The sequence below is a fragment of the Pseudodesulfovibrio profundus genome (assembly GCF_900217235.1).
GTDB lineage: Bacteria > Desulfobacterota > Desulfovibrionia > Desulfovibrionales > Desulfovibrionaceae > Pseudodesulfovibrio > Pseudodesulfovibrio profundus.
In genome coordinates this window covers 2,016,828-2,041,383 of sequence record NZ_LT907975.1, presented here as the reverse complement: position 1 = coordinate 2,041,383, position 24,556 = coordinate 2,016,828, and the positions used below count along the sequence as shown (strand labels likewise).

At 55.1% G+C, this 24,556-nt stretch carries 26 protein-coding genes; 21 read left to right on the top strand and 5 right to left on the bottom strand.

Annotation, left to right across the window (positions count from 1 at the left end; all coding sequences use genetic code 11):
* The first annotated feature begins 23 nt into the window (after positions 1 to 23).
* The 6 genes from DPRO_RS09695 to fumC all read left to right on the top strand — a co-directional run bounded on the left by DPRO_RS09695 (position 24) and on the right by fumC (position 7,875).
* Positions 24 to 1,028, top strand: coding sequence for a hypothetical protein (locus DPRO_RS09695; protein WP_157917427.1), 1,005 nt, complete (start codon positions 24 to 26; stop codon positions 1,026 to 1,028).
* A 197-nt stretch (positions 1,029 to 1,225) separates the two neighbouring features.
* Positions 1,226 to 2,929: a 6-hydroxymethylpterin diphosphokinase MptE-like protein gene (locus DPRO_RS09690; RefSeq protein ID WP_157917426.1), complete on the top strand. Its 1,704-nt coding sequence runs from the start codon at positions 1,226 to 1,228 to the stop codon at positions 2,927 to 2,929.
* A 10-nt stretch (positions 2,930 to 2,939) separates the two neighbouring features.
* The gene (gene ispD, locus DPRO_RS09685) at positions 2,940 to 4,304 is read left to right on the top strand and encodes a 2-C-methyl-D-erythritol 4-phosphate cytidylyltransferase (protein ID WP_097011860.1); all 1,365 of its coding nucleotides are present in this window, start codon (positions 2,940 to 2,942) and stop codon (positions 4,302 to 4,304) included.
* A gap of 12 nt (positions 4,305 to 4,316) precedes the next feature.
* Positions 4,317 to 5,492 carry a CDP-glycerol glycerophosphotransferase family protein gene (locus DPRO_RS09680; protein WP_097011859.1) on the top strand — a complete coding sequence of 392 codons (1,176 nt, stop codon included), beginning with the start codon at positions 4,317 to 4,319 and terminating at the stop codon, positions 5,490 to 5,492.
* Between the two features lie 86 nt (positions 5,493 to 5,578).
* Complete coding sequence (locus DPRO_RS09675) at positions 5,579 to 6,406, top strand: sulfotransferase family 2 domain-containing protein (protein WP_097011858.1); 828 nt, start codon at positions 5,579 to 5,581, stop codon at positions 6,404 to 6,406.
* Between the two features lie 74 nt (positions 6,407 to 6,480).
* On the top strand, positions 6,481 to 7,875 hold the full coding sequence (fumC, locus tag DPRO_RS09670; RefSeq protein ID WP_097011857.1) for a class II fumarate hydratase: 1,395 nt from the start codon (positions 6,481 to 6,483) through the stop codon (positions 7,873 to 7,875).
* 20 nt (positions 7,876 to 7,895) lie between these two features.
* Here the strand turns inward: fumC and DPRO_RS09665 are convergent, their stop codons facing one another.
* Positions 7,896 to 8,504 (bottom strand): LysE family translocator, encoded by a 609-nt coding sequence (locus DPRO_RS09665; protein WP_097011856.1) that lies wholly within the window; start codon positions 8,502 to 8,504, stop codon positions 7,896 to 7,898.
* 82 nt (positions 8,505 to 8,586) lie between these two features.
* Here DPRO_RS09665 and DPRO_RS09660 point away from each other — a divergent pair, with 82 nt between their 5' ends.
* Positions 8,587 to 9,948 carry an aminotransferase-like domain-containing protein gene (locus DPRO_RS09660; protein ID WP_097011855.1) on the top strand — a complete coding sequence of 454 codons (1,362 nt, stop codon included), beginning with the start codon at positions 8,587 to 8,589 and terminating at the stop codon, positions 9,946 to 9,948.
* A gap of 65 nt (positions 9,949 to 10,013) precedes the next feature.
* Here DPRO_RS09660 and DPRO_RS09655 read toward each other — a convergent pair whose 3' ends face one another.
* A complete protein-coding gene (locus DPRO_RS09655) occupies positions 10,014 to 10,655 on the bottom strand; it encodes a DUF2959 domain-containing protein (protein WP_097011854.1) in 642 nt (213 codons plus the stop codon).
* Between the two features lie 73 nt (positions 10,656 to 10,728).
* Positions 10,729 to 11,622 (bottom strand): LysR family transcriptional regulator ArgP, encoded by an 894-nt coding sequence (locus DPRO_RS09650; protein WP_097011853.1) that lies wholly within the window; start codon positions 11,620 to 11,622, stop codon positions 10,729 to 10,731.
* A gap of 136 nt (positions 11,623 to 11,758) precedes the next feature.
* On the opposite strand from DPRO_RS09650, the gene DPRO_RS09645 reads away from it, so the two are divergent.
* Entirely contained in the window at positions 11,759 to 12,370 is a 612-nt protein-coding gene (locus DPRO_RS09645; protein ID WP_097013708.1) for a LysE/ArgO family amino acid transporter, read from the top strand.
* Positions 12,371 to 12,397: 27 nt separating this feature from the next.
* Here the strand turns inward: DPRO_RS09645 and DPRO_RS09640 are convergent, their stop codons facing one another.
* Positions 12,398 to 12,688 carry a hypothetical protein gene (locus DPRO_RS09640; protein WP_157917425.1) on the bottom strand — a complete coding sequence of 97 codons (291 nt, stop codon included), beginning with the start codon at positions 12,686 to 12,688 and terminating at the stop codon, positions 12,398 to 12,400.
* A gap of 90 nt (positions 12,689 to 12,778) precedes the next feature.
* On the opposite strand from DPRO_RS09640, the gene DPRO_RS09635 reads away from it, so the two are divergent.
* The 13 genes from DPRO_RS09635 to DPRO_RS09575 all read left to right on the top strand — a co-directional run bounded on the left by DPRO_RS09635 (position 12,779) and on the right by DPRO_RS09575 (position 24,186).
* Positions 12,779 to 13,219, top strand: a complete 441-nt coding sequence (locus DPRO_RS09635) for a cereblon family protein (RefSeq protein ID WP_097011851.1) — start codon at positions 12,779 to 12,781, stop codon at positions 13,217 to 13,219.
* A 146-nt stretch (positions 13,220 to 13,365) separates the two neighbouring features.
* Entirely contained in the window at positions 13,366 to 14,016 is a 651-nt protein-coding gene (locus tag DPRO_RS09630; protein ID WP_407681401.1) for a YigZ family protein, read from the top strand.
* Between the two features lie 82 nt (positions 14,017 to 14,098).
* Positions 14,099 to 14,551 (top strand): hypothetical protein, encoded by a 453-nt coding sequence (locus tag DPRO_RS09625; protein WP_097011850.1) that lies wholly within the window; start codon positions 14,099 to 14,101, stop codon positions 14,549 to 14,551.
* A gap of 126 nt (positions 14,552 to 14,677) precedes the next feature.
* Positions 14,678 to 15,238, top strand: coding sequence for a LemA family protein (locus DPRO_RS09620; protein WP_407681400.1), 561 nt, complete (start codon positions 14,678 to 14,680; stop codon positions 15,236 to 15,238).
* 12 nt (positions 15,239 to 15,250) lie between these two features.
* On the top strand, positions 15,251 to 16,048 hold the full coding sequence (locus tag DPRO_RS09615) for a TPM domain-containing protein (RefSeq protein ID WP_232005770.1): 798 nt from the start codon (positions 15,251 to 15,253) through the stop codon (positions 16,046 to 16,048).
* Positions 16,049 to 16,063: 15 nt separating this feature from the next.
* Positions 16,064 to 16,708, top strand: coding sequence for a TPM domain-containing protein (locus DPRO_RS09610; protein WP_097011848.1), 645 nt, complete (start codon positions 16,064 to 16,066; stop codon positions 16,706 to 16,708).
* 171 nt (positions 16,709 to 16,879) lie between these two features.
* Positions 16,880 to 18,304, top strand: a complete 1,425-nt coding sequence (locus DPRO_RS09605) for an SLC13 family permease (protein WP_097011847.1) — start codon at positions 16,880 to 16,882, stop codon at positions 18,302 to 18,304.
* A 10-nt stretch (positions 18,305 to 18,314) separates the two neighbouring features.
* On the top strand, positions 18,315 to 19,250 hold the full coding sequence (locus tag DPRO_RS09600; RefSeq protein WP_097011846.1) for a universal stress protein: 936 nt from the start codon (positions 18,315 to 18,317) through the stop codon (positions 19,248 to 19,250).
* Positions 19,251 to 19,374: 124 nt separating this feature from the next.
* Positions 19,375 to 19,854 carry an acetolactate synthase small subunit gene (ilvN, locus tag DPRO_RS09595; protein ID WP_097011845.1) on the top strand — a complete coding sequence of 160 codons (480 nt, stop codon included), beginning with the start codon at positions 19,375 to 19,377 and terminating at the stop codon, positions 19,852 to 19,854.
* Positions 19,855 to 19,857: 3 nt separating this feature from the next.
* The gene (locus DPRO_RS09590) at positions 19,858 to 20,799 is read left to right on the top strand and encodes a phosphate acyltransferase (RefSeq protein ID WP_097011844.1); all 942 of its coding nucleotides are present in this window, start codon (positions 19,858 to 19,860) and stop codon (positions 20,797 to 20,799) included.
* A complete protein-coding gene (gene buk / locus DPRO_RS09585) occupies positions 20,799 to 21,887 on the top strand; it encodes a butyrate kinase (RefSeq protein ID WP_097011843.1) in 1,089 nt (362 codons plus the stop codon). The genes DPRO_RS09590 and buk overlap by 1 nt, the downstream gene beginning before the upstream one ends.
* A gap of 166 nt (positions 21,888 to 22,053) precedes the next feature.
* Positions 22,054 to 22,932 carry a CheR family methyltransferase gene (locus DPRO_RS09580; protein WP_097011842.1) on the top strand — a complete coding sequence of 293 codons (879 nt, stop codon included), beginning with the start codon at positions 22,054 to 22,056 and terminating at the stop codon, positions 22,930 to 22,932.
* Between the two features lie 36 nt (positions 22,933 to 22,968).
* A complete protein-coding gene (locus DPRO_RS09575) occupies positions 22,969 to 24,186 on the top strand; it encodes an HDOD domain-containing protein (RefSeq protein WP_097011841.1) in 1,218 nt (405 codons plus the stop codon).
* Between the two features lie 121 nt (positions 24,187 to 24,307).
* Here DPRO_RS09575 and DPRO_RS09570 read toward each other — a convergent pair whose 3' ends face one another.
* Positions 24,308 to 24,511, bottom strand: coding sequence for a hypothetical protein (locus DPRO_RS09570; protein ID WP_097011840.1), 204 nt, complete (start codon positions 24,509 to 24,511; stop codon positions 24,308 to 24,310).
* Between the last annotated feature and the right edge of the window lie 45 nt (positions 24,512 to 24,556).

Sequence of the window (24,556 nt, the reverse complement as noted above, 5' to 3'; positions counted from 1 at the left end):
TTCGTGAGAATTTAAAAACATCAATGATGACAGTCGCGATGCTCCTTTGTGCCGGAGTTTCCGCTTATGCCACCTATATTGGATTCTCCGTACAGATAGAAAAGCACCTGGCCATCATGTTTGCCATTGCCAGTTGCATCGTCATGTTGTTTGCGGCGTACCTTGCAGGATGGACCGTTCAAAGCAAGTACGTAAAAAAAATAAAGGCACTCATACTTCTTATTGTCATGGGCGCGGTTTTTTCCTTTTCAACATTGTGGTCGATTGTCGGCATGGCAAAAAACGAGGTGTTTCGAATCGACAGCGCGCAAAACATCAACGCGTTCGTGGCCGCGTATTCCAATACAGGCTACCCACAGCAATACGCGTCAGCCGTAACAGCCGTCGACCAAACAGAAAAGAGTATTCGACGCGTCGCCAACAACTCCAGCAAAGGTATGTACACAGGCGCTTCCGGCAAAGGGACATTGTATCACAGCATGGTTCTTGTTGCCGACAAACTGGGACAGGCAAAAGTTATACTCAGAGATTCCCAGAAACTCGTAGCTGAATATAATACGGCCATCAGATCAAACCTCAGTACAATCCAGGACAATCTGGAAGTAATTGATCGCAAGCAGTTTTCCCAGCGCGTCACTTCCATCAACGAAGCACTGGCGTCACTGAAGCAGGTCGAAGGCAGTGCCATCCTGACGGAATCCATTGTGGCACTCGATTCCATAATTTCCACTATGACCTCGATCAAGGAAGAGCAGGCTGCTCGCGGTAGAAAGACAGCTCTCCTTGAGGCGGAGCTTCAATCACTGACATCAAACCGAGATCGCATGGAAAATCTGGCAAATACGGTCAAGGTATCCATTGACGGGTTGAGCTTCTCCCCTGTGACCGAGCCGCCGATCATCCAGTGCTTCCGTCACTTCAAATACACCTTCCACTGGTGGGCGCTGAGCATCGCCTTGGATATCGTACCGGTTTGGCTCATGGTGGCATTGATGCAGGTCGCGAAAAGAAATCAGCGCATCTTCTGAATATGACAGTCACCATGCGAGACATCTTGGCCGGACCTTCCCATACGGATGGTCCGGCCTTTTAGGCTTGAAAAACTTTTTTCATTCACAAAGCGATCAATTTGCACCATATTTGCAAAACCCTGTGCCTAATGTAATTTTTTTGACGACAGGAGCTTTGCAGGATGCCAACATTGAACCCTTCATATACGGGGGAGATGACAGCTGATCAGTGGGAAAATCAATTGGTTATCGCTTTTGGCGACACCAGGATAGACCCTGCCATTCCACCGAATTCCGTGTGGCGCATTCCCGTACCCTCTCAGCTCCAGGCCCAAGAGATGCAGCAATATCTGCAGCCCGAGCGTATGCTGGGCGGACTTTCCTTTGTTTTGCCGGAACACCTTTCCGCTCAGGATGCAGTGGTCGTTAACGAGCTACAGAAGCTGCTGATCTATCTTCACTACAAATTCGTCGTGTTCCCCAAACGGTCACTCTCCACAGTGGACACTATCGGTGTGCGGGAAGAACCGCTGCCAGACGTGATACGGGAGATCAACCAGCTCCGAAATTATCCGTGGCTTCTATCCTCCCCGCTGACCGACAAACTCGCTGCCGAGCGGGTTGGCATGCCTGTATTTCTGGTGCTGCCCGGCCCTTCAAGTCAGGAGATTTACCCCCACCTGAAAGAAATCAGCAAACACAGCCTGGTGGCCTGTCTCGGCCGGACAATCAATGATTGCATGGCCGTAGGGGTGGAGCCGGACATCGTCATTCAACTGGACACCTATCAGGTGCAGCGCCATTTTTACGATGAGCTGCCGCCCATGCCGAATACGCTCCTCGTACCGCTCTCCATCTGCCCGTTCTACCCGTACGCCAACAAATTCCGCGGCGTGGTCATGATGGACAGCTTCAACCTGGATTTGCTGCCCAACCCGTCACGACTCCGTGAATCCTACGTCAGTTCCATCACGGCCTGCCTCGGGTTGGCCGAAGTGCTGCACGCCCCGCACGCATTCATATCCGGGGCCAATCTTTCTTCACCATCCCGCCTCAAAGAGCACCCGTATAAAGGAGACAATCAGGGGCCACCGCCCATTGTCGCTGTCCAGGACAACTACTACCTCAATGCACGAAACGGTGAACTGGTTGAAGCGCTTGAGTATTTCATCGCCACAGCCAAAGAAGTGGACCAAATGGCCGAAGCCATCGCCCAGACCTCGGGCACGAAATTTTACAGCACCACCGACACAACACTCCTTTCGTCCCAGTGGTTTCCGCATATTGACCTGAACGCAATCATGGATCTCCCCCCCGTGAACCGGGAAGCATTTCTTGAAACAGTTGACCGGGTTCTGACGGCAAAAGAGCCGGTTGATCTTATGAAAACCCGTATGGCCGTGCTGAAAATGTTCAAGCAGCTGTCGGTGATCGAACAGATGTACCGTGAGGACAGCTCCACATCCGAATTGAAGGGGAATCACCAGATCACCAAGGCTGTGCGCAAGATGCGTAACCCTGAGGTGCCAGCACCCGTTGACGCTGTTGGTGTGGCAGCCCGTCTTGCCACACGGTGGAGGCGCTCCCTCAATGATTCCCGCCTGCTGTTGCAGGCCATGACCAATGCCGGACGGGGCAAGCAGATCCCCATGCTCTGCTTTGAGGATGAAGTTCAGGATTTGTCGGATATGATGCAGCGACTGATTCCAAAGAAGAGCTGGGAGTACATTTCAATAGTAACGGCTCCCTACCCCCACCTTCCATCCGGGCGATCCCTGCATCCCAACGCTGTTCTGCCGTGGCTTGCTGAACAGCAGGTGGTCTGCGCTTCCCCTAAAATGATGCGCTACTTTGATTACATTCTGGAATACGCACCCGAAGACAATGTGTACGATCTCAGCAACGTGATCGGCAAGTGAGGAACTATAGATGAGTAACCGCAAACGATACTGCATCCTTCTGGCCGCAGGCTCCGGCAATCGGATGAAATTTCCCACCCCCAAGCAGTTTTTGAAACTGGCAGGGAGAACCATCATCGAGCACACCCTCGACATGGTCGATGGACATCCAGAAGTGGATGAAATATTCATTGTCATGGACAAGGATTACCGGTCGTTCATGGAAGAAATCCTCCTGCGTAACAGCTATACCAAGGTCACCAAAGTACTGAACGGGGGGGCGTCCCGCCGGGAAAGCTCGGCGTCAGGCATCTTTGCCGTAGAAGAGGATGATGCACTGGTTCTTCTGCACGATGCGGTACGGCCGTTCCTCAGCCATCGCATTGTTTCCGACTGCTATAAAGCGCTGGAACAGCATGCTTCTGTGGATGTCGCCATCCCGGCGGTCGATACGATCATCAAGGTCGACGAACAGGACTGCATCCAGTCGATACCGGACAGATCCGCTTTGCGACGAGGCCAAACGCCGCAGGGGTTCCGTGCCGATGTGCTAAAAAGGGCACACCATCTCGCCATGGAAGACCCGGAAGTAAAGGTAACCGACGACTGTGGCCTGATCCTGCGGTATGGGCTGGGTGATGTACACGTGGTGCAGGGCGAAGAGCGAAACATCAAGATCACCTACCCTGAAGACCTTTATCTGGCAGACAAAATTTTCCAACTCAACACTGTCGATGTTGAACACCTGCGCTCGGGCGAACCGCTTGAGGGCAAGCACATCGTGGTATTCGGCTCCAGTCGGGGCATCGGTGAGCATGTCATGCGCATGGGAACCGATCAGGGCGCGATCATGCACGGTTTTTCCCGTACAAACGGTGTGGACGTTCGCGATTACAAGGCCGTGAAAGAAGCTCTTGATAGTGTCCAGGCTCAAACGGGACGCATCGACGGCGTGGTCAACACGGCAGCAATTCTTCGCTCCGGCACCTTGCTTTCCCGCGATATCGACGACATCAACCTCGAAATCGATATCAACTATACCGGTTCCATCAATGTGGTGAAAGCAGCTCTGCCTCACCTGAAGGAGTCGCGAGGATCTGTTGCCCTGTTCACCTCCAGCTCATACACCCGTGGTCGCTCACTTTACACGATCTATTCCTCGACCAAGGCTGCGGTGGTCAACCTCACACAGGGGCTGGCCGAAGAGCTGCACGCAGATGGGGTCCGCATCAACGCCATCAACCCCGAACGCACCAACACCCCCATGCGCCGCGAGAACTTCGGCGTGGAACCGGAGAACACCCTGCTCTCTGCCGAGGCCGTGGCCCAGGCCACACTCGACACCCTGCTTGCCCACTTTTCCGGCATGGTGGTAGACGTCCGCAGAAACGATTAGGAGATACACCCCATGTCCAATGAAGCACTGATAGCCAGCTTTGCCGAGCTGGCTGAAACCACGCCCAAAAGGCCTCAACGATACGTGTTCATGGGGGAAAACAACGGCTCGTTCACCGGGAATACCAAGCACCTGTTCCTTTATTTCGCGAAGAACCGCCCGGATGTGGAGAGCTGCTATTTCACCGGCAATCCCGACACGAAAAGAATGCTTAAGGACGCAGGACTGCCTGTCGCCTTCTTTCCGGACGTTGATTCTGTGGACACACTGGTCCAGGCTTCCACGGTAGTCGTAGACTCCTTTGACTACAAATTTCACATCTACCGCCCACTGACCCATGGGGCCCGTATCATTCAGTTATGGCACGGAGTCGGATTCAAGAAGATTGGCCTCATTGAAAAGGAATCGGAAACCACCGCCAAATACAACAAGTTGGACCTTGAATTTCTGTACTCCGGCTACGACACAGTGATTACGACTTCAGACTTCTACAACAAAGAGGTGTTCAAACCTTCCTTCAATGCCAAAGAATACAAAGTCCTCGGATACCCAAGAAATGACGCACTGTTACAGCGTCCGACCAAAGAATCGATGCTCAACTGTGACCACGAGTGTTTTCGCAAGACTACAACGGTCCGCAAAGAAGGCCGCAAGACCATCCTCTACGCCCCGACTTTCCGGGATCAAACAGGGTCACCGGTATCCGGTCTGGACTTTCAGCGGCTCCACGACTTTCTGGACCGAGAAGGGTTACACCTTGTCATGAAAGCCCACCGCCTGACACAGATTCAGGCAGGCTCCAACCTCCCGTACCTTTCGTTCTACACGAACACCTGCGACGTTTATCCGTTCATACCGCTGGTAGATATGATGGTCACCGATTATTCATCCATTTACATGGATTATCTGCTCCTTGATCGACCGGTGATCTTCTACTGCCCCGACTATGAAGAATACGTTACATGCAACCGTGAATTCCAGTTCCCGTACGATGACATGACGCCCGGTCCCAAGTGCCGCAATCAGGACGAATTCCACGCGGCTCTCAAAAAAGCGGCAACAGGAGATGACGGCTACTCTAAACAACGGCAGGAGCTTCGCAACAAGGCATTCAATCACTGCGACGGCCATTCATCCGAGCGGATTGCCGAATATCTCACAGGTTCGCCTGCCCAAAACAGGAAGTAATCACGCCTTTTACACGCCAACCGTAAACCTCTCGTCGAAAACAGCCGAAAGAACAGAGAACTTTCAGCCATTTTCACGAGAGGATCATGAAACAGCCCTTTTTCTTCCTGCATATTCCCAAGACCGCCGGGACAACCATGAACGCGGTTCTGGACGACAACTTTGATCAATCCCGGATATTCGATCTCTACACGGATGATCAGCGGGAAAAGCTGCGTGAAACTACCTACGAAGATCTGGCGCAGTATGACCTGGTGCGCGGGCATGTGTTCATCGTCAACTTCGAAGACATCCTCGACGGCCCCATCCCGTTCAATATGTTCACGTTCCTGCGTGATCCGGTCAAGCGGGTCATTTCCGAGTACCATTTCCTCAAAAGCTGGCCCAAATCACATTTGTACCGGTTCCTCAACGACAACGACATCTCCCTGACCGAGTATGTGACCAGTAACCGGCCCGAACTACGTATGCGGGGTCGCAATTCCATGGTCAACTCCCTGTCCGGCGTCGGTCATGCAACCATCGAAGACGGGCTGGAGGCAGCGTTGCACCACCTCAAGGACCGTTTCTTCTGCTTCGGTATACTTGAGCGCTTTGACGAGTCCCTGCTCATGCTCAACAACTACCTCAAATTTGATCGCTGCTTTTACGAGCGGCAGAATGTGCACGCCAAGCGCGCCCACTACCCGGTATCACCTGCCGAAGTCGCGCTCATTGAGGAACACAATCAGGCGGATATCGCGCTGTATGATCGGGCTTGCATCGAGTTCGACCGACGGGTCAAGCTGCTTGGCAAGGGGTTCCAGTCCGAATTGCGCCTGTTCCAGAAAGTAAACCAGCGATTCCAGAATGTTTCCCGCCTGATCATGGAGCGCGAGGGAATGGAAACCGGGGATTTCCTCAACGCAAAATAACATCCGCGATTTGACATCATGCCGCCCATGCCGCACAACGCTTAGTGAACCTATCAGCAGCATCGGAGGATGGCATGGCAGACGTACGCATCGAATCGGACAGCCTCGGCAAAGTGGAAGTACCCTCGGACAAGCTCTGGGGAGCACAGACCCAACGCGCCTTGAACCTCTTCGCCATCGGGCGCGACCGGATGCCGCCGGAAATGATCGAGGCGTATGCCGTGCTCAAGAAAGCCTGTGCCCTCGCCAACAATGAGGCTGGGAAGCTGCGTGACGGCACCACAAAACTCATTGTCGATGCCTGTAATGAAATCCTTGAAGGACAACATGATGCCATGTTTCCGCTCCCGGTCTGGATTTCCGGCAGCGGTACCCAGTTCAACATGAACGTCAACGAGGTCATTGCCAACCGATGCTCGCAAATGACCGGTCACGATCTTGGTTCCAAACAGCCGGTGCATCCCAATGATCACGTCAATCAGTCCCAGTCCACCAACGACAACTTCCCTTCCGCCATGTACATGGCCGCAGCCATCGGGGTCACACGCAAGCTGATACCGGCCGCCAAGCAGTTTGCGGCCTCTCTCGCCAGCCACGCCAACAACTGGCAGACCATCGTCAAGATAGGAAGGACCCACATGCAGGACGCCACCCCGCTGACACTGGGGCAGGAATTTTCCGGGTATGCCGGTCTGATAGACCAGAATGTGACACGTCTCGAAACCGCCCTTGCTGACGTGTATGCCCTGCCGCTGGGTGGTACAGCAGTCGGAACCGGCATCAACACCCACCCGGATTTTGACAAGGATGCCGTTGGTCACATTGCCCAACTCACCGGCCTCCCCTTCACCACGGCAGACAATAAATTCACGGTGCAGGGGTCCCATGACGCCCTGGTACAACTTTCAGGATGTCTGAAAACACTGGCCGGCTCACTGTACAAGATTGCCTGTGATATCCGGTTGCTTGCCTGCGGTCCCCGTGCCGGTCTGGGAGAACTGATCCTTCCGGCCAACGAGCCGGGGTCATCCATCATGCCAGGGAAGGTCAATCCGACCCAGTGCGAAGCCCTGACCATGGTCGCCATGCAGGCCATGGCCAATGATCAGGCCGTCACCCTAGGCGGGTCAGGCGGCATCCTTGAAATGAACACCTACAAACCGCTGATGATCCACAACATCATGCAGTCCATCCGCACTCTGTCCGACGCCATGAATTCGTTCAGGGAGCACCTGCTGGACGGGTTGAATGCTGATAACGAACGCATCCGCGAACTGCTCAACCGCTCACTCATGCTGGTAACGGCACTGAATCCGGCCATAGGCTATGAGAATGCCGCCAAAATCGCGCTCCATGCGCATCGGAGCGGCTCCACCCTCAAGGAAGCCGCACTGGAGCTTGAACTCGTCACTGAGGAAGAGTTCGACCGGATCGTTGTGCCGGAAAAAATGGTGGAACCCCATCGTTGATACCAAAGGAATTTCTCACATTATGCATGAGGAGTATCCAAAAACAAGGCATACATGGTTGCGCCGACCATAAGCGCCACCAGCACGGAATTGACCATCAATCGCAGCCTATTTGATTTCAGTGAGTGATACAGCACAACACCACCCCAGCCCCACAAGCTGTGAAACGAAATCTGAAAAACAGTAAACGTCAGCACGTAAACGGCGACCTGTAGCGGAAGCGACATCTCCGGTGTGGCAATCTGACTGAACCCGACAACCGCCATGGCCCAGCTTTTGGGATTGGTGGGATGCACGAATACCCCTTCCCAAAAGGAAAGCGGCCCTTTCGTACGGGCTGCATCAGGCCGCATGGACAGGATTTTCCACCCCAGATAGAGAATATACCCCATTCCACCGATCTTCATGGCCCATGCCAGTTCCGGCGTAGCCAGCAGCACGCCGCCCACCCCAAATCCCACGAGGGTATCAAGGAAGATGGCCCCTACCGTTGTTCCGGCGAGAAACGGGAGTGAGGATCGGAAACCGGATGTCTGGCCGATAGCCATCATAGTCAGATTGCCGACTCCGGGCGTCCCCGTCATGACGATGACGAACAACAAAAAGGCCGTATAAGTTTCCCAGGTCATATATTTGCTCCGTGTGAGAGGGATTTTTGATGTTCGTCTTCTACGATTGACTTTGTATGGCGTCAATGAAAGTATTGTATGCATGACAATATACGCTCCGAACATGGCCAAAGACGGCAAGGCGCTCTACAAGGCTCTGGCCGATGCAATTGAACGGGATATCAGCGACGGCAAACTGGTCCCGGGGGAACGGCTACCCACACACCGGGACATGGCTGAAATGATTGGTATCAATGTCTCCACTGTCACCAAGGGGTATCAGGAGGCGGAACGGCGCGGACTGCTGTCCGGGACAGTCGGGCGCGGCACATTCGTGGCTTCGGATGCGTTGACGGCCACGGCCATGGTCGCCTTTGAACCGGCGGCTCCCGGCTCGCTGGAGATGGGGCTGATTTCTCCCTTCTATCATCTGGACCCGGACCTGACTGACGGATTTCGTAAGATTGCCCGAAGAAAGGACCCTTCCGTGTTCATGCGGTACACCGATCCGCGCGGTCTGCCCGAACACCGGGAAGCAGGTGCCAAATGGGCATCCCGGTACGGCATGCCTGCCGAAGCGGAAGACATCATCGTCTGCGCCGGTTCACAGAATGCCCTGACCTGCACCCTCAGCGGCCTGTTCACCCCCGGTGACCGGATCGCAACCGATGCCCTGACCTATCCCGGCCTGAAAACACTGGCTGCCATGCTCGGCATTCGACTGGTGCCCATTGCCATGGATGAACAGGGCATGGTCCCGGAAGCACTGGAGACTGCTTGCAGACGCAATGATATTCGCGGTGTTTATCTCATGCCGAGCGTACACAATCCAACCACCGCAACCATGTCTTCCCCTCGCAGGGACAGCATCGCACGGGTGGCCCAGTCCCATGATCTGATCGTGATCGAAGACGACGCCTATGCCCTGACCGACCCGACCCTCTTGCCACCTGTCGCCAGCCGAATCCCGCATCGCTCCGTATATATCGCCGGAGTATCCAAAAACATGGCCGCCGGTCTTCGAATCGCTTTTCTGGTCACTCCCAAGCCTTACCGCCAGCCCCTGGCGCAGGCCATGCTCAACACGATCTGGATGGCCCCTCCACTCAATGCCGAGCTGACTGCCATGTGGATCAATGACGGAACCGCTGACGCCGTGGTTGAGGCCAAACGACAGGCAACGGCCAAGCGGTACATGCTCGCCTGCGATGTACTGGAGGATTTCAGGTTCCGCGGCAAGCCGACCGGATTCTTCATCTGGCTGGAGCTTCCCGAACCCTGGACCGGCACCATGCTTGAGAAAGCTGCTTCCAAGGAAAACGTGAATGTCTTTGGCGCGGAGAAGTTCACCGTGGGTGACAGCCCTGCACCGGCAGCGGCCCGTATCTCGCTGACCGGTGCCGAGACCATGGAAGAATTCTGTCGCGGGCTGTGGATCATCAGGAATATTCTGACAAACGAGTAACCCCGAAGACAAAAAAAGGGAGCAGCCTTTCAGCTACTCCCTTCGTAATCTTTGTTGCTATGGCCCTATTCCAGGGTCTGGATAAAGGCGTCGGCCTCGGCAATGGACTTTTCCATTTCCTTGATCAGGGCGTCCACATCACTGCGGATGGTACCCAGTTCGCCCTCCAGAGCGGCAATGGCCTTGGCGTTGAGATTGTGCTTCAGGAACAGCACCTGATCCTTGAATGCGGCCAGGACCGGATCCATTTTCGAGCTTGCGCGCTTCATGGCCTTGATCAGCTTGGCATAACGAGCCTTGGTGGCAGAGAGCTTCTGCTGGCTGGAACGGCGCAGTTTGGCGCTGGAGTACTGAGTGATTTCCTCTGCCCACTCATCAAACAGCGCGTCGGCAACGTCTTCCACCGAATCGATACGGTCACGTACCTCCTGTGCCTGCTCTTCACTGGATTCGTACTCAGCGTTCAAAATGTCGTATTTTTCTTCCAGTGCACCGCCGTCAAAATCGACAACGGACTTGTATCGCTCAAGGGCGTTGGCAAACTGTTCCTTGGCGTCCTGCTGGGATTCACGGGCGTTCTCCACGCGATCAGACAATATTTCGCGCTTGTCGTATCCGACCTTTTCCATGGCAGAATAGTACGCTTTAGAGCAGCCGCCAGCAAAGAGCAGCGAGAAGAGGACCAAAGGCAATATGATGCGGTGCATGGGATTCTCCTTGATAGGGATTACTGTTTCATTGATTGCAGAAAGTAAAGCAAAGAGCGTGTACGGGCAACGATTAAGCGTACTTGCCCAACTCTCGACGAGCGCCGGATATCAATGCCTCACTGAATGATCGCAGAACCGCGGACTCCAGATTCCAGCAATGCCAGTGCAGTCGCACCGTATACACATGCCCGGGCAGCATATTCACCAGCTCGCCGCGCTCCACGTATTCGCGAGCCTGCTGAAAGGGGATCATGCCGCAGACACGCCCGCTTGCAACAGTGGGAGCGAACTGTTCGGATGCCGGAAGGTAAAAACCATTGAAATCCTTTGGCAGATCACCAAGCACCGTACGGATATGCTCTTCATGCATCCGGTCTCGACGGTTGAATATCAACATAGGCGCCTTTTGGATTGCCTCCAACGTCACGCCGTCATTGAACCATTTCGCCTTGTACTGCGGTGTACCGTACAGACGGTATGACTGGTCGCCGAGAGACTCCACTCGGCACCCCTGAAACGGCTCGCTCCTGTCGCTGATACAGCCAAGCACCTCCCCGTCCCTGAGCAACTGGTGGGTCTGGGCCTGATCATCCACAGCCAGATCAAGAAGAACATCATGGGTATCGAGGTAATCGCTTACAGCCGGAAAAAACCATGTTGCAAGAGAGTCGGCATTGATGCCGACCGGTAACGTAGCAAACCCTTTCTGCTGCTGGCCGAGTCCGGCCCACAAATCGTCTTCGAGCCTGACCACCTGCTTGAAATGCTTGAGCATCTCGCGACCGGCAGTGGTTGCTTCGGGCGGCGTAGAACGCACCAGCAGAATGCACCCCACCTGCTCCTCCAGCAGTTTGATCCGCTGGGAAACCGCCCCCTGGGTCACATGCAGCACCCGCGCTGCCTTTTCAAAACCCCCTTCCGCAATGACCGAGGCAAACGCCTCGACTAATTTGTAATCGAGCATGAACCATCATTAGCAACACTAATCAGTCATGAAAAGTATTAGTTTTACTCTTGCTGGCACCCGCGATACCCATGGACTCAACGAAACCAAGGGCAAAAAACGGCCTTTCAACACCAATCAAGCGAACGTGTTTACCATGACTTCATTCATACAGGGATTCGGACTCGGCGGGGGGCTCATCGTCGCCATTGGCGCACAGAATGCGTTTGTACTGACGCAGGGGGTGCGCCGCAATCACCATCTGGCGGTGGCGGCGCTGTGCATTCTGTGCGACGGGCTGCTTATCGGGCTGGGAGTAACCGGTGTCGGAGCAATGGTGTCCTCGAACGCGCTGCTCGGGCAGGTCGCCGCCTGGGGCGGTGCCGCTTTTCTACTGTGGTACGGATTCAATGCCTTCCGTTCGGCATTGAAAGGAGGGGCGCTCAATGATGACGAGACCGCGACCAAATCACTGAAACAAACACTGATGCTGACGCTTGGTGTCACGCTGCTCAATCCCCACGTATACCTTGATACGCTGGTCTTGATGGGGTCCATCTCCGGGCAGTATCCCCTGCCCGAGCGGTATGTTTTCGGATTTGGGGCGTTCAGCGCATCCATTGTCTGGTTCATCCTGCTCAGCCTCGGGGGGCAGTTGCTCGCTCCGGCCTTCAAGCGCGACATAACCTGGCGGATGCTGGATGGCGCCGTCTGCCTTACCATGTGGGGCATTGCCGCCTCGCTCATCCACGGCGCAATCACGACCTAGAGTTTTGCAATCAATCATTGGAAATCATTACTGATCGCCATCCTCATCCTGCCCGCTCATGGCAAAGAGTTTTTCCCAGTTGAGCGGGATCAGGCTCCGGGCGTTTTTCCATTGCAGGAATTCCCACCCCTCGGCAGGGATGTTGCGCACCGCAATCTTGTTGACGAACTGCTTGCCGTCGTCACCGCAACACTTGCAGGCCCAGCCGCAAATGTCGCAGGTACACCCGCCTGTCTTCATCATTTCCTTGGCCGTGCCCGAGTTATCGCAGCAGGCATCGCACAGCATAAGGTATCCGGGGTCATTCGTATTGCTCATTCAACAGAGATAGGGACGGAAAGAATGCAGGTCAACACAGGGCGGCTTCAATTTCTGCCCCAAGTGGAGTATGTATAGGCAGGAGGCTTCATGTTCACCCATGCGCACCATACCTGCAACGTCCCCCTATATCTGAAGGAGCACCAACCCCCTGCTCCATCCGATATTGAGGAGACTGATGCGAACTCCACAGCGACAACCGGCGACAAAGGCCCTGCGTTGGTCTGCAAGCTGTGCCGAACGGTGATCACTCGCAAGGATCTGGGAATGACCGTAGACGGCAAGCACCGTCACGTTTTCTTCAATCCGCACGGGCTGGTGTTCGAGATAGGTTGCTTTGCTTCGGCCCGTCATCTGTCCGTGGCCAGTCCGAAGTCCGAGGAATTCTCATGGTTCCCTGACTATGCATGGGAATCCATGGTCTGCAGCGAATGCTTCACCCATATGGGATGGCGATTCACAGGTCAGGACGGCGGTTTTTATGGGCTGATTCTTGCCAATCTGGTGGAAGAGGAAGGGCGCAAGGCGTAAGCCGCCGAACAAGCCTACTGACGGGAGCCTGCCTCCTTCTGCCCCTGCAAAAGATCAAGCCGTTGCTTTCGATCCTTTCCAGGCTCCTTCACACATTCGCCCAGCGCCCAAGAAATGTCTCTCCTGCTTCTTTTACGTCAATCTCGTTGCCCTTGACCGGTTCAGCCGACGCGGGATACTTTGACGCCATGTCAGATCGCTATCTCATTCCGTCCGCCACCCACCGCGTGACGGATACCATCAAGAAAAGCCAGTTCATCACCACCCTTGCCCACACGCCTGATATCGAATCGGCCAGGGAGTTTGTTGCCAGCATAAAAGAAGAATTTCCCGACGCCACCCACAACTGCTGGGCCTTTGCCGCCGGCCCCCCCGGAGACACGGCAGCCGTGGGCATGAGCGATGACGGCGAGCCCCACGGAACAGCGGGCAAGCCCATGCTCACCACCCTGCTCCACAGCTCGGTGGGCGAAGTTTCCGCCGTGGTGACCCGTTATTTTGGCGGAACCAAGCTCGGCACCGGCGGTTTGGTCAGGGCGTATTCCGGCATGGTTAATCTGGGATTGGAAAGCCTGCCCACCAAGGAAAAGGTTGATACCACCACCATCACCGCGACCATCCCCTATCCTGCCGTCACCTTGTTCAAGCGTATGCTCCCGGAATTCGAGGCAGAAGTGGAGGAAGAACGCTTCACCGACGAAGCGGCCTTTGTGCTGGTTATTCCAAACGAACACCTCGCATCGTTCACGGATAAGCTGGCCGAATTGACCGATGGGGTCGGGCGAGTGGAGATTTGATTACCGAATATGTTGCATTGCGTCGTAAAAGTAGGCTAGCCTTTACGCATTAGTATCAATCAGCAAAACGAACACAAGGTCTATGTCTACACACAAGCTCCGCGCCATCTACAAGCAACTCAATGATAAGATAGACGAAGCTCGGGAAGCCGCACTGTTCGAGATCAAAGAGCTCAAAACCGACCTCAACGAACTGCAACGACATTATTCCGGGCGAAAAAAAGTCACAGACATCCAACCCGACGACGTGCTTCGCTCGGCGTACGAAATTGCGCACAGGATGCGTGATATCACCAAACGTCAGGAGATACTGACCGAGTTGGAGGACGTTGCCGAAGAAGCGGAAGCCCTGCAATACCTTGAATCCCGGGGCGCGAAGCTGCTGAACAGACCGTCCGGGTGGCATTTCCAGACCTCAAAGGAGCGCTTCCTGCTCCATGAGGAAGACCCGGTCCAGGCAGCCGCCAAACTGCGCAAGCTGCTGGCTTCGGGAAAGCGGTTGAAGAAACCGAAAAAACGTAAAAACAATGCGTAAAATGACACGGCCCGCCTTGACTTTCTCATGGCGGGCCACATTCTATGCACTATCATGAACCCCCAACCCAACCTTATGGAAACAACAATGATCAAACGTATTTCTCTTGCTTGCATTGCTATCTTGATGACTATGTCTCTGGCCGGTTGCGGCTACAACTCCATGCAACAGCAGGAAGAAGAAGTCTTTGCCGCATGGGGCAACCTCGAAGCCTCCCTGCAGCGCCGTGCTGACCTCATCCCCAATCTCGTGGAGACCGTGAAAGCGGCTGCTTCCCACGAACGGGAAACCCTCGAAGCCGTGGTTGAAGCCCGCGCCAAGGCAACCCAGACCAAGATTTCCCCTGACATGCTCGGTGACAAGGAAGCCCTTGCCCGTTTTCAGGCAGCCCAGGGCGGCCTTTCCTCGGCCCTCTCCCGACTCATGGTCGTGGTTGAGCGCTACCCGGATCTGAAGGCCAACCAGAACTACCTGGCCCTGCAGCATCAGCTCGAAGGAACCGAGAACCGGATCAACGTCGCACGCCAGCGCTACAACGAAGCCGTGAAGATGTTCAACTCCTCCATCCGTTCCTTCCCGAACTCCCTGACCAACTCGGTCCTGCTCAACCTGGAGCGCAAGGAGTTCTTCCAGGCCGACCCCGGCGCCAAGGCTGTCCCGACTGTTGACTTCGGCAACAAGTCCTAGCGGGAGCTATTTGTGCGCACAATCAAGCTAATCGCACTCAGCGTGACCGCCGTCCTCGTGATGGTGGTCAGCGCCTTTGCGCTGGAGGTCCCGGCATACAAGGGATACGTCAACGACTATGCCGACATGCTCTCTCCAGCCGCAGAAAAAGCGCTTGAGGCCCGACTCACCGATCTCGAACGCACCGACTCCACACAGGTGGCCGTTCTGACCATCCCTTCCCTTGAAGGCGATGACATGAACGAATTCTCCATTCGCGTCGTCGATGCATGGAAAGTCGGTCAGGCGGACAAGGATAACGGCGTCCTGCTCCTCGTGAGCCAGGGCGACCGCAAGGTCCGCATTGAAGTCGGATACGGTCTCGAAGGCGTCCTCACCGATGTCCTGGCCGGTCAGATCATCACCAACGTCATTGGTCCACGCTTCCAGAAAGGTGATTTCGATGGTGGATTCATTGACGGAATCGGCGCCATTTCCGGCGCTGTACGTGGTGAATACACGGCTGCTCAGGCCAAAAAGAACCAGGGCAGCAGACGCGGCGTCCTGCCCCTGATCATCATCCCCATGATCGCGTTCATCGCATTCACCGAAATATTCGGTCGGCGCAGACGACGCGGCCATATTACCGGCGACAAGACCGTTACAGACCGTCGACACGGTTCCGGTCTCGGCTCTGCCGCATCAACCCTCTTCTTCCTTTCCATGCTCGGTGGCGGGCGCGGAGGCGGTGGCGGATTCGGTGATGGCGGTGGATTCGGCGGATTTGGTGGCGGTGGATTTGGCGGCGGCGGCGCCGGTGGTGACTGGTAGGCATAAGGACAGACAATGAAAACACTCGCACATACGTTTCTTTCAAAGGAAGAACAGGACCAGCTTGTCAAATGCGTCAAGGACGTGGAACTGAAAACTTCCGGTGAAATCGTCCCCGTTATTGCCTCATCAAGCTATGACTACCCTCGCGCTTCACACCTTGGCGGATTGCTGCTCGGCATCCTGGCCGCCATCTGCATCGCCATGCTGCTGGACCGTGAAGACATGTGGGTATTCCTCGCCCTGTTCCTCGGCTCATACGTTCTCTTTTCCCGCCTGTTGGCGGCTATCCCTGAACTGAAGATGCCGTTCATCACCAAACGGGAAATGCACGAAGAGGTGGAGGAAGCGGCACTGACCAACTTCTTCATCCACGGCCTGCACCGTACCCGTGATCTGACCGGTATCATCATTTATGTCTCGGTCTACGAGCGATCCGTCCAGATACTGGCGGACAAGGGCATCAACGACAAAGTCGACCCCAAGGTGTGGGATGACGTGGTTGCAGAAATCACCAAAGGCATCAAGGCTGGCCGATCCGGTGAGGCCTTGTGTGACGGGGTGAAGCGCTGCGGCCAGATCATCACCGAGCACTTCCCGATCAAGTCCGACGACACCGATGAACTGCCCAACCTGATCATCGACGGCGAAGCACTGTAATATCCAAGACGACCTAGTCAAAAAGGGAATCGGCTTTGTCCGGTTCCCTTTTTTCATGCAATTCGAGCATGGTTTCGACACGCTGTTCCTACCCAAAACCACCACAACCAACCCACGTTCTTCACGATACCCCTTGGCGCAGCATGTAATCCGGTATATAGTCACAAAACTGTGATTCACTATTTACGAGAAAAACGCTGGTTCTTCATCACCCTGATCATACAGGCTGCAATGCTGTTCGGCCCTGTGCCCGACGGTGTTACACCCGAGGGTTGGCGCGTGCTCGTCATGACCGTGGGCGCAACCATTCTCTTCATCACGGAGCCGATTCCCCTCCCGGCCGTGGCATTGCTGATCATTCTCGGACAGGTGTTCCTGCTCAGCATCGACTCCTCTGTGGTGGCAAAATCACTGATGAAGGATTCCGTTCTTTTCATCATGGGTTCGCTGATGCTCGCGGTGGCGCTGGTCAAACAGAAACTCGACAAGCGGCTCGCCCTGCTTATTGTCAGTGTTACGGGATCGAATACATATCGTATTGCGTTTGGTATTTCGGTCTTCTCCGGCATCCTGGCCTCATTCATCGGTGAACACACGGTTGCCGCCATGATGTTGCCGGTGGCGCTATCCCTGTTACAACTTGCTACAGACGACGAGAACAAGCGTAAATCACTGGCCATCCTGTTTCTCTTTTCGATCTCCTATGCCTGCGCCATGGCCGGTATCGGTACCCCCTCAGGCGGGGCGCGAAACGCGATCATGATCGACTATCTTCGAGACTTCTTCTATGCCTCGGATGATCCGGCCACCTATCCCTACAGTGTCAGCTACCTGCAATGGATGATCTATGCCTACCCGGTCTTTCTCGTGCAGTTACCGCTGATGCACTTCATCCTGCGACATACCTTCAAGACCGATATTACGGACATGAGCCTTGCCGTGACCAAGCTCCGCGAGCAGGTCGGCGAGGAAGGGTCTTTGAGCGGACGTCATTATTTAGCCATCCTTCTTTTTTTACTGACTCTTATCGGATGGGTCGGATTCTCTTCCACCTACGGTATGGGAACCATAGCCATTCTCGGTGCCGTTCTTTTCCTTGTCACCGGTCTGGTCCGCTGGAACGACCTCAACTCCGGCGTCAACTGGGGTGTTGTCTGGCTGTACGCGGCTGCCATCTCGCTGGGTGGACAAATGCGGGCCACGGGTGCTGCCGCCTGGGTCGCCGACATGTTCATGTCCACCCTCGCACTCGTCGGACTCGATCACGGACTGGGACTGCTGGCAGCAGTCATGGCCCTGACCACATTCATCACCAATACCATGAGCAACGGCGCTGCTGTTGCCGTGCTCGGCCCCATCGTGCTGACCATTGCCACCGCCACGGAAACCAACCCGTTGGCTGTAGGTATGGTCACGGCCATATCCAGTGCATTCGCCTATTTCACGGTCATCGGAACCCCCGCTTCGACCATTGTCTATTCATCCGGTTACCTGCGTCCGCCCGACTTCATGAAGGTTGGCTGGCGCATGGCTATCATGTCATTTGTGGTGCTCATGCTGGCATCAAAATTCTATTGGCCCCTTATTGGGCTGTAAGGAGTTGTCCATGGACAGGGACGACCAGAACCTGCGCATATTACTCTGTATCGGCGGTGGCCCGGAAGCGTTCACCGGCCTGAAGTTCGTCCACAGGCTCACTGAAACAGGCTGTGCAGACATTGTGCTGCTCTATGTTCGACCCGTAGACAGCGGGCTCAAATCCGGCGGCATGGAAGTCCGTGTTGCAAGGGAAAACCTGCTGGACTGGGGAATAGAGCTTCCCGGCATGGCCTATCTGCGTCAGGCCCGGGACATCCTGTCGGAACTGGGCGGAATACAGGAAGAGGTACACGAGGAGTGGCGCCACAAGGAGCTTTCCGGTGATCCGGCCGGGGAGTTTGTCCGTGATTACATCAATCCATGTGGCGGGATCGTGTCCCTTCGCCTGCGGACAGCATCGGATATCACCACCACTGTTGTGGATGAAGCCAAGCGATTCAAGGCAGATTTTGTCATCGTCGGCGGCTCGCCCGAACCGGTGGAAGGACTTCGGCGGTATCTCACCCCACAGCAGCTTGCACTCAAAATAGCGGCGCATACCCACTGCTCCATCATTGTTGCACGCCATCTGGAGCCGGGACACGGCCTGCTGGTCTGCGTACAGGATTCTGACACCTCACGCGAGATGCTCCCGGAAGCCATCCGGTACAGCCGCGCCTGCGACTGTCCGGTATCCCTTCTCTCTGTTGCAGCCGAGCCTGAAGAAGAACCAAGAGCAAGAAAGGCGGTGGAAGAAGCAGACGCCCTATTCCACGCCAATGGCGTCACTCCGACGGAAATGCTGGTGGAGACCGGTGATCCGGCTGAAGTCATCGCAGAACTCGGGTATGATTTTTCCCTGATCATCATGGCGGAATCCGAAAAGCCATGGTTTGCAAGGGTTTTCAGCGTATCACACGATGTAGTGGCCCGAGCGCGCAATTCGGTCATGATCGTCAAATAGCTCTTGTGATCGGGTTACGGTCCTGAAAAACCCTTTTCACGGACTTTTCTTTCCGTGTCGCATCAGCTATGTCCGCTACGTAAGGCACCAGCCGCACTCGCCAAACGCAACCAAGGAGCGCATTGTGAAACGCACCCTGTCCGCACTCGCCAAGAATCAACCCGGTGTGTTGGCCGAACTGGCCAGCGAATTCGGAAAATCCGGGGCCAACATACTCTCGCTTGCCGCAGGCGAAACCGAAAACCCCGAAGTTTCGCGGATCGTCCTCCGAATCGAAGGGGACGACACTGCCATCGATGCCGCTGAACGGTACCTGGACGGGCTCGATGCCATCATCCAGATCGATGACCTGTCACGAAAGGATTTCGTTGACCGCGAACTGGTCATGGTCAAAGTCGCCATGTCCCCGGGCAACACCAGTCAGCTCATGCAGATTTTCGAAGTATTCCGGGCCAATGTCATTGGCATGGGGCAGGAATCCATCACCGTGGAACTTTCCGGGGACCAGGAACGCATCGACGGACTCATCCAGATGCTCGTTCCCTATGGCATCAAATCCATGTGTCGATCCGGCATGATCGCCCTGAAACGAGGGGATGAGTAGCTCATGACCTCCCATGCTCCCGTTACCAGTCTCGACGGCCTTGTTCGTGCCGTCCTGGAGCACACCGCCGGTGGCCCGCTTCCCAAGGTCGCCATTGCCCGATCTGCGGAAGGACACGTGCTGCAAGCCGGCGTGGAAGCCTTTGAACGCGGTGTAGCGGAACCCATTCTCATTGGTGACATAGATGAAACCAAACGCATAGCAGAGGCAGGGAATCTCGATATTTCGGCTTTTCGCACCATTGAAATGACTGACGATCAGCAGGCGGTCGATGAAGCTGTGCGCCTGTTTCGTGAAGGCGAAGCCCAGTTCATCATGAAAGGGCTGGTCTCCACCGCTCAGTTGCTCAAGGGCGTACTCAACAAAAAGACCGGCGTCCCCAACCCCGGCAGTATTCTGAGTCACGTGGCTGCATTCGAGTCCCCTGTGGATGGCCGCCTGATGCTCATCACCGATCCCGGCGTGAACATCGCCCCGTCCATGCAGCGCAAGGCTGAAATCCTCAAGAACAGCCTGGATGTGGCCCGGAAGCTGGGCATGACCCGTCCCAAGGCCGCCATCCTCGCTGCAACGGAAAAAATCAATTATCCCGCCATGCCAGCAACGCTCGATGGAGACATTCTGACCAAGATGTCCCGTCAGGGTGAGTTCGGTGATGCCGAGGTGCTCGGCCCCCTCTCCCTTGATCTGGCCATGTCTCGTGAAGTCGCGGCCTGCAAGCGCTTCGACAACCCGGTGGCAGGATGTGCCGACATTCTGGTCACACCGAATATTGAAGCAGGCAATATTTTGTACAAGGCCCTGTCCACGCTCTGCGGCCGGACCATGGCTGCCGTTGTGGTCGGCAGTCAGGTACCCGTGGTTGTTCCCTCTCGTGGTGACACGGACGCATCAAAGTTTCACTCCATTGCACTGGCCAGTCTTCTGGCTCAAAGGAGCCAATAATGAGGGTTTTCGTAATCAACCCCGGTTCTACCTCCACCAAACTCGCCCTCTATGAAGGCGAGCACCAGTTGATCTCCCGTGAATACCGGCATGACAAGACCCGCATGGCCCAGTTCTCCTCTGTGATAGATCAACTGGATTTTCGTATGACCGCCATTCGCGAAACACTGAAGGAGGCTGGCATCGATACGGCATCCATAAACGGAGTTGCCGGACGCGGCGGGCTGCTTCACCCCCTCGAGGGCGGGGTCTATGAAGTAAATGAAACCATGCTTTCCGATCTCAGTGAGGCGCGGTACGGTGAGCATCCGTGCAACCTCGGCGCCATCCTCGCCAACGAACTCGCCCTGGAATGGGGGGTATCGGCATTCATCGTCGATCCTGTCGTCACGGATGAAATGATGGATATCGCACGGTTGACCGGGTTACCCGGTGTCCGTAGACGCAGCCTGTTCCATGCCCTGAACCAGCGTGGCGCAGCGCGAACCGTGGCGGCACGGCTGGGAAAACCCTATGACAAGCTCAACTGCATAGTCTGCCATATGGGCGGTGGCACCTCCATCGGCGCCCATTGTCAGGGCAAGGTGGTGGATGTCATCAATGCGCTGGACGGTGAAGGTCCGTTCACCCCTGAGCGCACAGGCGGAATGCCCCTGCTCCCCATGCTCGACATGATCGACCGAGGCGACCTTTCCACTGAACGGCTCCGGGAGATCATTCAGCGCGAAGGCGGGGTATACGCCCACCTCGGCACCAACGACATGATGGACATTGAAAACCGAGTCAAAGCCGGAGAACCAGAAGCGTCTGAAATTTTTGAGGCAATGGCGTACGGCATCGCCCGCTATGCCAGCTCGCTGGTCCCTGCTTTTGCGGCTTCGGGCAAAGCCCGGCGTGTCGATGCGATCGTCCTCACCGGTGGGCTGGCACGGTGCAACCCGCTTGTGGATAGGGTTGCCGACCTCACGCAGACCATCGCTCCGGTGGAAGCGGTAACAGGCGACGAGGAGATGGCGGCGCTGGCCGCTGGGGCACGTCGAGTCCTGCTCAAGGAAGAAGAAGCCAAGACGTATACATCGGCCCCATAAGCCATGGGGAAACCGGATTGTCATGCAATCTATTATTGGAAACCGGATTTGTGGTGAAAATATCATTGAGATTTCAAAGCTTAGTCGCTACAACTCATAATTGATACGCCTTTCCTGTTCCTGCAGAGTACAAATAAATGAAGGACGAAAATAAGGAAAAATGTAGATGGGCTCTCTTTTCTCTAAATCAGTAAGCCTCCGAAAGGGCCTGCAAATCAGCGACGATGAATTTATTCAGCTGCGTGATTTCATCTACGAAAAAACCGGCATTTTCGTTGATATCAAACGAAAATATCTCTTTGAAAGCCGTTTTTCCAAGCGTATTGAGCAATTGGGTCTCACCAGTTTCGCCGATTACGTCACCTACCTCAAGTTCGATACCAATAAGAATCGCGAGTTAAACAAGCTGTTTGAGCTGGTAACCACTAATGAGACCAGCTTTTATCGTGACGTCAAGCAGTTGGAAGCCTTCACCAAAAACGTTCTCAAGCAGAAGCTTGATGAACAGCGCAAGGCCGGCAAGCTCGAACTGAATATCTGGTCCGCCGGTTGTTCTTCGGGAGAAGAGCCCTACACGCTGGCCATGCTCATTCTTGAAACCCTCCGCCTGGAGACCCCCAAATGGCGGATCAAGATCACGGCTGTCGACCTCTCGCAGGCCATGATCGACAAGGCCAAAAACGGTCTCTATCAGGAGTACGCATTCAAAACCACTCCTGACGACATCCGACAAAGGTACTTCTCCAAGGAGGCCGATGGGTGGCGAATCAAACCGGCTGTATCCCGCCTTGTCACGTTCCAGCAGATGAATCTCAATGACCGGATCGCCCTCAAGCGGATACCGCGGTCGCACATCGTATTCTGCCGCAACGTCATCATATATTTCGATCAGGATATGAAGAAGCGGGTTGTCAGCGCATTTTATGACAACCTGCTGCCCAACGGGTTTCTCATGCTCGGACACTCGGAGACACTCCACAAGATCTCCCAGACGTTCAAGCCTATCTACCACCCGGGAACTATCGCATATCAAAAAGAAGGCTAACGAGGATAACGAACTCCACAGACGGAGGAGAGTGTTTTGGCTGTCAAACGATTGGATGAGATTGCGCTGGGCATGGTTCTGGCTTCAGACCTCAAGGCTGAAGACGGAAGACTGTTGTTCGCCGCCGGCACCACGCTGGAGGAACGACATCTCACGCTGCTTGAGCGAATCGGTTGCACCGAAATCGACGTTGAAGAAACAGCGGCTCTCACCCCTGAAGACCAACGCGAGGTCGAGGAGTACGTTCGTGAGTTCTTCCTGTATGCCAACCCGGATTTAGCACCCGTGGTGGCATTGTTTCACCAGACACTCGAAGAGACAGGCATGGCAGTAGCCAAAGGATGGGAACTGCCGGATGCCGACACGCGTCGCGCCACCAATGTCGAGCACATGGAAGACCTGTTCCTGCGCGGCATGGGCTCACCCGAGACCATCGTCAAGCACGAAACCGAACTGAGCAGTTTTCCTGACATTTATTTCCGCATCAAGGAAGTGCTGGATGACGACAGCGCCTCGGCGGACAAGATCGCCAAGGTTGTCTCCACTGACATGAGCCTTGCTGCCAAGCTGCTCAAGCTCGTCAACTCGCCTCTTTACGGATTCTCCCAGACCATCGACTCCGTCAGCAGAGCGGTCACGCTGGTCGGGGCAAAAGAACTTTCCACCCTGGCGCTGGGCATCTCAGCCATCAACTATTTCAAGGATATTCCGCCGGAATTGGTGGATATGAAGTCCTTCTGGCGTCATTCGATCACCTGCGGCATCTTTGCCAAGATCATTGGCGACTCCCAGCCTTCCGTTGCTTCCGAGCGTTGCTTTATCGCCGGACTGCTTCATGACGTGGGACGGCTGATCCTCTTCAAAAAGCTCCCCTACGCGGCCACCGAGGCCATGCTTTTTGCCCGTGAAAACGCCATCCCCCTGGTCGAAGCCGAACGGTCGGTCATGGACTTCTGCCACACCGATATCAGCAGACCGCTACTAACAGCATGGAAGTTCCCGCAGAAGTTATCGGACATGATCAACCACCACCACACCCCAATGGAGGCGGAAGACCAGCTCGAAGCCGCCATTGTGCACGTGGCCGACAATCTGGCCAATGCAGCCGATGTGGCGGAAGGCAACATGTACGTGCTTCCCGGCATTGATAAGGAAGCGTGGGATATTCTCGGACTGGATGCTGAACCGTTTATCGAAGAAGCCTTTACCCAGTACCGGCAGCAAATTGCTATAATCCTCGGCGCTTTCTTCTAACGCCTCTGACAAACATTTATCGCAACCGTCACAAGATCTCTATAGTCATGGCATAAAGCGTTGTCGAAAATTTATCGATACCACCCGGGAAAAAAACCTTACATTGTCACTTACGGATGCCTCAACTGGAGGCAGAAAGATTACCGGGATGCGGTTGGATCAAACATTCGACTGATGTACTTTCATCTTCTTCACCGCCCAGGACGTCCTCCATCAGCGAAGCAAGCGTCGACGCATTGGGACTGGATGGACGAGAAAATCGAAACATGGTTCCCGCAATTAGCAGGAACAACAGAAACAGACTGACGGGTATGGCTGTGCACATAGAGTACTCCTCTCCATACACTCAACCATGATTCTGTCACAAATG

What these genes read in the sequence shown, in the direction of transcription:
- DPRO_RS09695 (WP_157917427.1), top strand. Translation starts at nt 24, where the DNA reads ATGATGACAGTCGCGATGCTCCTTTGTGCCGGAGTTTCCGCTTATGCC.
- DPRO_RS09690 (WP_157917426.1), top strand. Translation starts at nt 1,226, where the DNA reads ATGACAGCTGATCAGTGGGAAAATCAATTGGTTATCGCTTTTGGCGAC.
- ispD (WP_097011860.1), top strand. Translation starts at nt 2,940, where the DNA reads ATGAGTAACCGCAAACGATACTGCATCCTTCTGGCCGCAGGCTCCGGC.
- DPRO_RS09680 (WP_097011859.1), top strand. Translation starts at nt 4,317, where the DNA reads ATGTCCAATGAAGCACTGATAGCCAGCTTTGCCGAGCTGGCTGAAACC.
- DPRO_RS09675 (WP_097011858.1), top strand. Translation starts at nt 5,579, where the DNA reads ATGAAACAGCCCTTTTTCTTCCTGCATATTCCCAAGACCGCCGGGACA.
- fumC (WP_097011857.1), top strand. Translation starts at nt 6,481, where the DNA reads ATGGCAGACGTACGCATCGAATCGGACAGCCTCGGCAAAGTGGAAGTA.
- DPRO_RS09665 (WP_097011856.1), bottom strand. Translation starts at nt 8,504, where the DNA reads ATGACCTGGGAAACTTATACGGCCTTTTTGTTGTTCGTCATCGTCATG.
- DPRO_RS09660 (WP_097011855.1), top strand. Translation starts at nt 8,587, where the DNA reads ATGACAATATACGCTCCGAACATGGCCAAAGACGGCAAGGCGCTCTAC.
- DPRO_RS09655 (WP_097011854.1), bottom strand. Translation starts at nt 10,655, where the DNA reads ATGCACCGCATCATATTGCCTTTGGTCCTCTTCTCGCTGCTCTTTGCT.
- DPRO_RS09650 (WP_097011853.1), bottom strand. Translation starts at nt 11,622, where the DNA reads ATGCTCGATTACAAATTAGTCGAGGCGTTTGCCTCGGTCATTGCGGAA.
- DPRO_RS09645 (WP_097013708.1), top strand. Translation starts at nt 11,759, where the DNA reads ATGACTTCATTCATACAGGGATTCGGACTCGGCGGGGGGCTCATCGTC.
- DPRO_RS09640 (WP_157917425.1), bottom strand. Translation starts at nt 12,688, where the DNA reads ATGAGCAATACGAATGACCCCGGATACCTTATGCTGTGCGATGCCTGC.
- DPRO_RS09635 (WP_097011851.1), top strand. Translation starts at nt 12,779, where the DNA reads ATGTTCACCCATGCGCACCATACCTGCAACGTCCCCCTATATCTGAAG.
- DPRO_RS09625 (WP_097011850.1), top strand. Translation starts at nt 14,099, where the DNA reads ATGTCTACACACAAGCTCCGCGCCATCTACAAGCAACTCAATGATAAG.
- DPRO_RS09620 (WP_407681400.1), top strand. Translation starts at nt 14,678, where the DNA reads ATGACTATGTCTCTGGCCGGTTGCGGCTACAACTCCATGCAACAGCAG.
- DPRO_RS09610 (WP_097011848.1), top strand. Translation starts at nt 16,064, where the DNA reads ATGAAAACACTCGCACATACGTTTCTTTCAAAGGAAGAACAGGACCAG.
- DPRO_RS09600 (WP_097011846.1), top strand. Translation starts at nt 18,315, where the DNA reads ATGGACAGGGACGACCAGAACCTGCGCATATTACTCTGTATCGGCGGT.
- DPRO_RS09590 (WP_097011844.1), top strand. Translation starts at nt 19,858, where the DNA reads ATGACCTCCCATGCTCCCGTTACCAGTCTCGACGGCCTTGTTCGTGCC.
- buk (WP_097011843.1), top strand. Translation starts at nt 20,799, where the DNA reads ATGAGGGTTTTCGTAATCAACCCCGGTTCTACCTCCACCAAACTCGCC.
- DPRO_RS09580 (WP_097011842.1), top strand. Translation starts at nt 22,054, where the DNA reads ATGGGCTCTCTTTTCTCTAAATCAGTAAGCCTCCGAAAGGGCCTGCAA.
- DPRO_RS09570 (WP_097011840.1), bottom strand. Translation starts at nt 24,511, where the DNA reads ATGTGCACAGCCATACCCGTCAGTCTGTTTCTGTTGTTCCTGCTAATT.